The following is an 8,571-nucleotide window of genomic DNA, read 5'->3' as shown; positions in this document are numbered from 1 at the left end:
CTGCAGCCCGGCGGCGCCGACCCGCGCCTGCCCGGCCTCGCGGCACGCGTCCGCGCGGGGGCGACGCTCGTCGCGCACCGCTCCGGCCGGCGCGGCGTGGTCCGCGACCCGTCCGGCACGTACACCAAGGTGACGCGCCCGGGCCGCGAGCCCGCGGCGGTCGTCGTGCCGGGGGCGGCGTTCGCCACCCCGGAGGTCGTGGGCCGCGGCGACGGGTTCGTCACCACCACCCCGCTGCCCGGGCGCACCCTGCACGAGCTGCTGCGCGACCCGGCCACGCCCGACGCCGTGCTCGACCCTGTGCTCGACGCCGCGGGCCGGGCGATCGGGCGCGGGCTGCGGCGGCTGCAGGACGAGCCGCCGTCGGGTGTCGCGGAGCACGACGCCGACGCCGAGGTCGCGGTCGTCGCCCGGTGGTGGGGGCTGGCCGCCGCCCACGGCGCGACGACGACGGCCGACGCGGACGCCGTCGTCCGGCGGGTGCGCGCCGCGCTGGCGGCCCTGCCCGCGGCGCGGCCGGTGCTCACGCACCGCGACCTGCACGACAAGCAGCTGCTCGTCGACACAGAGCCCGACGGGGGAGTGCGCGTGGGCCTGCTCGACCTGGACCTCGCCGCCGTCGCGCACCCGGCGCTCGACCTGGCCAACCTGCTCGTGCACCTCGAGCTGCGCGCCCACCAGGGCGTCTGCCCGCCCGAGCGGGCCGCCCGCGTGGCCCGCGCCGTCGTCGACGGCTACGGCGACGTGCCCGATGCCGGCGCTCTGCACGCGTGGGCCGTCGCCGCCCGGGCGCGGCTCGCCGCGGTGTACGCCTTCCGACCGGCGCCCGGGGACGTGCCCGGCGCGCTGCTGACCGACCTCGACCGGCCCCTGCCGTTCGAGCCCACCCTGCTCACCCTGGAGGACCGATGACGCACGCCACCACGACCACCAGCCCCGTCGACGCCGACACCGCTGTCGACACCGCTGCCGACGCCGTGGCGGCCTCCGGGCGGGACGCGCTGCGCGTCACCGTGATCGGCACGGGCTACCTGGGCGCCACGCACGCCGCGTGCCTGGCCGAGCTGGGCTACGACGTGCTCGGCCTCGACACCGACCCGGCGAAGATCGCCGACCTGGCCGCCGGGCGGCTGCCGTTCTACGAGCCCGGGCTGGCGGAGCTCGTCGAGCGGCACACCGCCGCCGGGCGACTGCGGTTCACGACCGACCCGGCCGAGGCGGCCGCGTTCGCCGACCTGCACTTCGTGTGCGTCGGCACGCCGCAGCGCCGCGACTCGATGGCCGCCGACACGAGCCACGTCACCGCGGCCGTGTCCGCGCTGGTGCCGCACCTGCGCGGCGACGCGCTGCTCGTGGGCAAGTCCACCGTCCCCGTGGGCACCGCCGCCGGGCTGCGGGCCCTCGCCGACGACCTCGCGCCGGCGGGCGTCGAGGTGGGCGTGGCATGGAACCCGGAGTTCCTGCGCGAGGGCCGCGCCGTCGAGGACACGCTGCGGCCCGACCGCATCGTCGTCGGCGTCACCGACCCGCGGCACGAGAAGGCGCTGCGCGAGCTGTACGCGCCGGTCGTCGACGCCGGGGTGCCGTTCCTCGTCACCGACCTCGCCACGTCCGAGCTGGTCAAGGTCGCCGCGAACGCGTTCCTGGCCACGAAGATCTCGTTCGCCAACGCGATCGCCGAGCTGTGCGACGCGGCCGGCGGCGACGTCGTCGCGCTCACCGACGCCATCGGGCACGACGCCCGCATCGGGCACCAGTTCCTGAGCGCGGGCCTCGGCTTCGGCGGCGGTTGCCTGCCCAAGGACATCCGCGCGCTCATGGCCCGCGCCGGCGAGCTCGGCGTCGACCAGGCGCTGACGTTCCTGCGCGAGGTCGACACCATCAACATGCGGCGCCGGTCGCGTGCCGTCGCGCTCGCCGTCGAGGAGTGCGGCGGCAGCGTGCTCGGGCGGCGCATCGCCGTCCTGGGCGCGGCGTTCAAGCCCGGCACCGACGACGTGCGCGACTCGCCCGCCCTCAACGTCGCCGCCCAGCTGCAGCTGCAGGGCGCGCACGTGCGCGTGTTCGACCCGCGCGCCAACGCCACCGCCGCCCGCACGTTCCCGACGCTGGGCTACGCCGACACCGTGGAGGACGCCGTCACCGGCGCCGACCTGGTGCTGCACCTCACCGAGTGGCAGGAGTTCCGGGACCTCGACCCGGCCGCGCTCGAGCCCGCGCGCCGCGTCGTCGTCGACGGTCGCAACGCCCTCGACGCCGACCGCTGGGCCGCCGCCGGCTGGCGGGTGCGCGCCCTCGGCCGCCCGGCCGTCGGCCCGGCGACGGTCAGCCCGTGAACGCCTCCAGCTCGGCGCGGGGGACCCGGCGGCGGGAGCGGATGAGCTCCTCGACGTCGTCCATGCGGTCCCACACGTTGACGGCCATGCCGGCCTGCACCTCGCCGTCGCGCAGCCAGAACGCGACGAGCTCGCGGTCGTCGGTCGAGCCGCTGATCACGACCTCGGTGTCGCCCGCGCGGGGGTCGACGAACCCCTTGTACTCCATCCCGACGTCGTACTGGTCGCTGAAGAAGTAGGGCAGGACGTCGTAGGCGGCGTCGTCGCCGAGCATGGCGCGGCCGGCGTGCGCGCCGGTGTCCTGCGCCACGGCCCAGTGCTCCACGCGCAGCGGGCGGCCGTAGTGCGGCGACGGGACGGACGCGATGTCGCCGGCGGCGAAGACGTCGGGGGCGGAGGTGCGCAGCGTGCCGTCGACGGCGATCCCGCCGCCGAGGTCTCGCGAGCGCAGCTCGATCCCCGCGGCCGACGCGATGCCGACGTTGGGGGTCACGCCCACGCCCATCACCACGAGGTCGGCCTCCAGGTGGGTGCCGTCGGCGAGCTCGACCCCGTTGACGCGCCCGGACTCGCCGGTGAACGTGACGACGTCGCCCCGGTGGCGCAGGACGCCGCGGTCGTGGTGCAGCTTCCCGTACAGGGAGCCCAGCTCGGGTCCGAGCGTGGCCTGCAGGGGGTGCTCGGTCTGGCCGACGAGGCACACGTCCAGGCCGAGCATCCGTGCGGACGCGGCGACCTCGGTGCCGATCCAGCCGTCCCCGACGACGACCACCTTGCCCTCGCCCTCGAGCGACGCGGGCAGGAGCAGCCCGGCGAGCAGGTCCGCGTCGTCGACCGTGCGGAGGGTGTGCACGCCGATGAGGCTGCGCCCCGCCACCTGGAGCGCGCGCGGGGTCGAGCCGGTCGCGAGCAGCAGCGTCGAGTAGCCGAGCGTGGAGCCGTCGGCGAACGTCACCTCGTGGTCGCCGGGGGCGAGGTCGACGACGGTGGTCAGGGTGCGCAGGTCGATGGCGTGGTCGTCCCACCAGCCGGCCGGGAGCGGGTAGATGACGTCGGGCTCCGCCTGGCCCCGCAGGTAGTCCTTCGACAGCGGCGGGCGCTCGTACGGGCGGTGCCCCTCGTTGGTGACCACGACGAGGTCGACGTCCGGGTCCTGCTCGCGGACGGACTCCACGGCCCGGGCGGCGGCCAGGCCCCCTCCGACGACGACGACAGGTGCGGTGGACGACGCGGGCATGGTGACTCCTGACCAGCGGGGACGAGGGCTGCCGAGGCCGACGGTGCCACAGTTCCTCGCTGCTGGCGACCGTCTGGGCAACGGCCTCTCGGCCGGGAGACGACGAGAGGCCCCCTGGCCAGCGTTTCCGCTGATCAGAGGGCCTCTCGGCTGGTCGGGGTGACAGGATTTGAACCTGCGACCTCTTCGTCCCGAACGAAGCGCGCTACCAAGCTGCGCCACACCCCGAAGGACTTGCTCCCACGCCTCAGGACGGTCGTCCTCGTGCGGAAGCCTGCCCAGAATAGCCGACGATCCGGCCTGGACGAAAACGAGATCCGGCTACCGGGCGGTGAACGTGAGCAACGTCGCCTCCGGGCGGCACGCGAACCGCACCGGGGCGTACGGCGAGGTGCCCGCGCCGGCGGACACGTGCAGCCACGCGGAGCCCGCGCCGCCCACCTCGTCGGGCCGCGGACCGGGCCAGCCGTGCAGGCCGCTGGCCCGTCGCCGGTCGATGTCGCAGTTCGTGACGAGCGCGCCGACGCCCGGCAGACGCAGCTGCCCGCCGTGCGTGTGACCGGCGAGGACGACGTCCGCGCCGTCGGCGTGCATCCGGTCCAGGACGCGCCGGTACGGGGCGTGCGTGACGCCGAGGTGCAGCACCGCGTCGTCCGGCGCACCGTCGGCCGGGGCCGACGGCGGCGGGAAGTCGTCACGGTCGAGGTGCGGGTCGTCCACGCCCACGAGGGACAGGAGGCGACCGTCGGCCTCGACCGTGTCGCGCCGGTTGCCGAGGTCTCGCCAGCCGGCGGCGACCATCGCGCCGGCCAGCTCCTCGGACGGCAGCTCGGCCGGGCGCGTGTGCACGATGCGGGTGTCACGCTTCAGGTACCGCGCCGGGTTCTTCGGCACGGGGGCGTAGTAGTCGTTCGACCCCATGACGAACGCGCCGGGCGCGGTCGTGAGCAGGGGGGTGAGCGCCTCGAGCAGCGGGCCGAGGGCGTCGCGGTGGGCCAGGTTGTCACCCGTGTTCACCACGAGGTGCGGCTCGTACTCCGCCAGCGACTGCACCCAGGCGATCTTGCGGCCCTGCGACGGCGTGAGGTGCAGGTCGGACACGTGCAGCACCCGCAGGTCGGGCTCGCCCGCGGGCAGCACCGGCACCGTGGCCCGGCGGACCGTGAACAGCTTGGTCTCCAGGTGGGCGTAGCCGAGGCCCGCGACGCCGGCGGCGACGAGCCCGCCCGCGACCTGCCAGCCGGGGGTCAGTTGTCGCCCCACGCGTCGCCGAGCGACTCCCAGTCACCGTTCTGGACGGCGTCCCAGGCGGCCTCCGCGTCGGCACGGCCGTTGCCGTTGCCGTTGCCGTTGCCGCCGCGGTCGTTGCCCCCGTCGTCCTTGGGCTTGTCGCCGTCGTCGTCGCCCTGGTCGTCGCCGCCGTCACCCTCGTCGGACGAGTCGTCCCCGCCGTCGTCAGGCGTGCTCGGCGGCGGGGCCGACACACCGACCATCGACGGGTCCGGCGCACCGAAGTCCTTGACGGGCAGGTCGCTGACGGCCTGGTCCATGTACTGCTTCCAGGCGGGGGCGGCGATCGTGGAGCCGTACAGGATGCGGTGGTACTGACCGTTCACCACGTTGCCGCTGGTGTGGTCCTCGTTCGGCTTGTCGGCGTTGCCGACCCACACCGACGTGGACAGGTTCGGGGTGAAGCCGGTGAACCACGTCTGGGCCGACAGCTGGGAGGTACCGGTCTTGCCGGCGACCGGGCGACCGTCGGCCAGCCCGCCCAGCTGGCGCGCCGTGCCCGTCCCGGAGAAGACCTTCTCCATCGCGTACACGACCGTGTTCGCGACGTTCTCCGGGAGGGCGTTCTTGTCGCAGTTCGCGTCCGGGACGTCGTACTCCTTGCCGCCGGGGCCGCTGACGCTGGTGATCGCGACCGGCGAGCAGTACGTGCCGCCGCTGGCGAGCGTGGCGTACATGGCGGCCATGTACAGCGGCGTCGACTCCTGCGTGCCGATGATCATCGGCGCGAAGATGTCGATGTCCTCCTTCTCGGGCGAGGTGACCTTGCCGTCGCTGGAGTTGGTCGGGCGGAAGCCCATGTCCCAGGCCGTGTCGCGCAGGTCGCAGAGGTTGAGCTGGTAGCCCATCGCCGCGTACGCCGTGTTGACCGACTCGTACGTCGCCTCGAGCGCGGAGATGTAGCCGACCTCGACGCCCTCCGAGTTCGCGGGAGCCCACGGCTCGGCCGCGCCCAGCTGGCCCACGCACGGCGTCTGGAAGTTCTGCGGCCAGCGCGCCACCTTCGTCGCGTTCACGCGCTCGCTCAGCGTGTGGCCCTCCTTGAGCCACTCGGCGAGCACGATCGGCTTGAAGTTCGAGCCGACCTGGAAGCCGCGCGACGCACCGTGCGTCGGGTCCGCCGCGTAGTTCACGCGGGTCGTGTTCTTCCCGCCCTCGGCCGGCGTGTACGGGATGTTCTGCGCCATCGCGATGATCTTGCCCGTGCCGGGCTCGACGGAGGCGATCGCCGACTGCAGGCCGCTCGAGTCGCCCGCGGGGACGGCGTCCTTGACGGACTTGGCGGCCGCCTTCTGCTTCTTCGGGTCCAGCGTGGTGTGGATCTCGAGGCCGCCGCGGTACAGCAGCTGCTGACGCTCCGCCTTGGTCTCGCCGAACACGGGGTTGTTGACGATCTCCTTGGTGACGTAGTCGCAGAAGAACGCGGCGTCGCCGGCGGCGGCGCACCCGATCTCCGTCGGGTTGACGTCGAGCGTCTTCTTGATCGACGCGGCCTTCGCCTCGTCGCGCTCCTCGGTGGAGATGTACCCGAGCTTCCACATGTTCTGCAGCACCAGGTCGCGGCGCTCCTTGGCCTCCTCCGGGTTCACCGTGGGGTCGAAGCGGCTCGGCGACTTGGTGATGCCGGCGATCGTGGCGGCCTCGACGACGCTCAGCTCCGAGGCGTGCTTGTCGAAGTAGTAGCGGGCCGCGGCCTCGACGCCGTAGATGCTGCGCGAGCCGAACTGCGCGGCGTTGAGGTAGCCCTGCAGCACCTCGTCCTTGCTCATCGTCTTCTCGAGGGAGATGGCCATCTTCGCCTCGGTGAGCTTGCGGGAGATCGAGTCCTCGCTCGCCTTGATGACGCCGAACTGGTCGCCGTCCTGCAGCGCCTGGTCGATGAGCATGTTCTTCACGTACTGCTGCGTCAGCGTCGACGCACCCTGCGTGGCGTGGCCGGCCACGTTGTTGGCCAGCGCGCGCGTCATGCCCTGCACGTCGATGCCGCCGTGCTCGTAGAAGCGCTCGTCCTCGATGGCGATCACCGCGTGCTGCATCGGCTCGGAGATCTCCTCCAGCGGCACCACGATGCGGTTCTGCGCGTAGAACGTGGCGAGCAGCTTCCCGTTGGCGGCGTAGATGCGCGACTGCTGCGACATCGGCCGCGGCTCCAGCTCCGCCGGCACCTCGTCGTAGATCTCGACGGTGCTGTCCGCTGCCGCGTTCACGCCCGCGACCGCGGGGATGACCAGCCCGGCGGCGAGCACGCCGCCGACACCGGCCGCCAGGACGAACGCGAGCAGCAGGGCGACGAGCTGCGTCGCCGGCATCGTGCGCGTGATGCGGCGAGGGTCGGATTTGGCCATGCCCACCAGGGTACGGGCTGTGCCTGAGGCGGCACGGCCACGACGCCGGTCCCGCTGTGCAGATCGTGTGGACCCGTCGTGGGAGCGAGGGGACGGCGGCAGGAGCGGTCGCTGGTTACGATCGCGGCATGGCTACCACGTGGGAGTACGCGACCATCCCCCTGCTGATCCACAACACCAAGGCGATCCTCGACCAATGGGGGGCCGACGGGTGGGAGCTCGTCCAGGTCGTCCCCGGCCCCGACAGCACCAACCTGGTCGCCTACCTCAAGCGGCCCTCCGGCGGTCAGTGATGAGCACCACCGACGCCGCCTCGCCCGAGGCACGCCTCGCCGAGCTCGGCATCTCCCTGCCCGACGTCGCCGCGCCCGTCGCGAGCTACGTCCCCGCCGTCCGCTCCGGGAACTACGTCTACACCGCCGGCCAGCTGCCGTTCGTCGACGGCAAGCTGTCGGTCACCGGCAAGGTGGGGGAGGGGGACGGCCTCGTCTCTCCCGACGCCGCCACCGACCTGGCGCGCACCTGCGCGCTCAACGGCCTCGCCGCCGTCCGGTCGTTGGTCGGCACGCTCGACGGCGCGCGCGTCGTCAAGGTGACGGGCTTCGTCGCCTCCGACCCGTCCTTCACCGGCCAGCCCGGCGTCATCAACGGCGCGTCGAACGTCCTGGGCGACATCTTCGGCGACGCGGGCGTGCACGCGCGCTCTGCCGTGGGGGTCGCGGTGCTTCCGCTCGACGCTCCTGTCGAGGTCGAACTTCTGGTGGAGTTCGCCGGCTGATCTGTGGTGTCGGTCGCTTCCTCCAGGTTGCGGCCGCGGGTGGGGACGAGGTCCTTCGCCAGGTCGCGTTCACGGGCCCCAGGGGGCCCTCCACTTCGGGACTTCTACGACCTGGCGAAGGACCTCGTCCCCACCCGCTCCTGCACCGTCTCGCGCGTCGCTACCTCAAACGCTCTCGACGACGGTGGTGACGGCGCGCAGCGCGTCGTACGGTCCCTGGCCGGACCAGGAGAGGGTCGCGGGGCCGCCCGCTGGAATCGGCTCGTGCTCGACGGCGACAGTGGCTCGGGCGTCAGCAGGAGGGTGACCGGCTCCCGGCAGCGACACCAGCTCGACGGCGGCAGGTAGCGGCGGGGACGGCGCCCCGGTCGGGGTACAGCACCAGCAGATCCCCCACCACGAGGGAGCGCGCGCTCACCCCGACCAAACGCGGCGTGCCGCTACCTCGAACTGCATGGCGGACGACGCTGTAGCGAGGGTCGCGTCGTCGTCGAGCATCAAAGGCCGCAAGATGACAGCAGAGCAGGCGGGAGGGGCGTTCTTCGCCGGGTCGTAGAAGTCCCGAAGTGGAGGGCCCCCTGGGGC

At 73.3% G+C, this 8,571-nt stretch carries 7 protein-coding genes and 1 tRNA gene; 4 read left to right on the top strand and 4 right to left on the bottom strand.

Annotation, left to right across the window (positions count from 1 at the left end; genetic code table 11):
- Together ACFUVW_RS17435 and ACFUVW_RS17430 are read left to right on the top strand one after the other, a co-directional pair.
- Positions 1-912: phosphotransferase family protein (locus ACFUVW_RS17435; protein ID WP_430572579.1), on the top strand; the 912-nt coding region annotated here is incomplete at its 5' end.
- Entirely contained in the window at positions 909-2,336 is a 1,428-nt protein-coding gene (locus ACFUVW_RS17430; protein ID WP_430572578.1) for a UDP-glucose dehydrogenase family protein, read from the top strand. The genes ACFUVW_RS17435 and ACFUVW_RS17430, both read left to right, overlap by 4 nt.
- Here ACFUVW_RS17430 and ACFUVW_RS17425 read toward each other — a convergent pair.
- From ACFUVW_RS17425 to ACFUVW_RS17410, 4 genes are all read right to left on the bottom strand, one after another.
- Positions 2,326-3,573: an NAD(P)/FAD-dependent oxidoreductase gene (locus ACFUVW_RS17425; protein ID WP_430572577.1), complete on the bottom strand. Its 1,248-nt coding sequence runs from the start codon at positions 3,571-3,573 to the stop codon at positions 2,326-2,328. The two genes, ACFUVW_RS17430 and ACFUVW_RS17425, sit on opposite strands and share 11 nt — an antisense overlap.
- Positions 3,574-3,724: 151 nt before the next feature.
- A tRNA-Pro gene (locus ACFUVW_RS17420) sits at positions 3,725-3,801 on the bottom strand.
- Between the two features lie 93 nt (positions 3,802-3,894).
- Entirely contained in the window at positions 3,895-4,836 is a 942-nt protein-coding gene (locus ACFUVW_RS17415; protein WP_430572576.1) for a metallophosphoesterase, read from the bottom strand.
- Positions 4,821-7,208 (bottom strand): transglycosylase domain-containing protein, encoded by a 2,388-nt coding sequence (locus ACFUVW_RS17410; RefSeq protein ID WP_430572575.1) that lies wholly within the window; start codon positions 7,206-7,208, stop codon positions 4,821-4,823. Before ACFUVW_RS17410 ends, ACFUVW_RS17415 begins: the two co-directional genes overlap by 16 nt.
- A 128-nt stretch (positions 7,209-7,336) precedes the next feature.
- Between ACFUVW_RS17410 and ACFUVW_RS17405 the strand changes: the two genes are divergently transcribed.
- Positions 7,337-7,501, top strand: coding sequence for a DUF4177 domain-containing protein (locus ACFUVW_RS17405; protein ID WP_139820690.1), 165 nt, complete (start codon positions 7,337-7,339; stop codon positions 7,499-7,501).
- Complete coding sequence (locus ACFUVW_RS17400) at positions 7,501-7,986, top strand: RidA family protein (protein WP_430572574.1); 486 nt, start codon at positions 7,501-7,503, stop codon at positions 7,984-7,986. The genes ACFUVW_RS17405 and ACFUVW_RS17400 overlap by 1 nt, the downstream gene beginning before the upstream one ends.
- Positions 7,987-8,571 lie beyond the last annotated feature (585 nt).

The sequence above is a fragment of the Isoptericola sp. NPDC057391 genome, from assembly GCF_042668085.1.
Classification (GTDB): domain Bacteria; phylum Actinomycetota; class Actinomycetes; order Actinomycetales; family Cellulomonadaceae; genus Isoptericola.
This window is presented reverse-complemented; position numbering and strand designations above follow the sequence as displayed.

Coding starts and splice junctions, on each gene's coding strand:
- ACFUVW_RS17430 (WP_430572578.1), top strand. CDS start 909: ATGACGCACGCCACCACGACCACCAGCCCCGTCGACGCCGACACCGCT.
- ACFUVW_RS17425 (WP_430572577.1), bottom strand. CDS start 3,573: ATGCCCGCGTCGTCCACCGCACCTGTCGTCGTCGTCGGAGGGGGCCTG.
- ACFUVW_RS17410 (WP_430572575.1), bottom strand. CDS start 7,208: ATGGCCAAATCCGACCCTCGCCGCATCACGCGCACGATGCCGGCGACG.
- ACFUVW_RS17405 (WP_139820690.1), top strand. CDS start 7,337: ATGGCTACCACGTGGGAGTACGCGACCATCCCCCTGCTGATCCACAAC.
- ACFUVW_RS17400 (WP_430572574.1), top strand. CDS start 7,501: ATGAGCACCACCGACGCCGCCTCGCCCGAGGCACGCCTCGCCGAGCTC.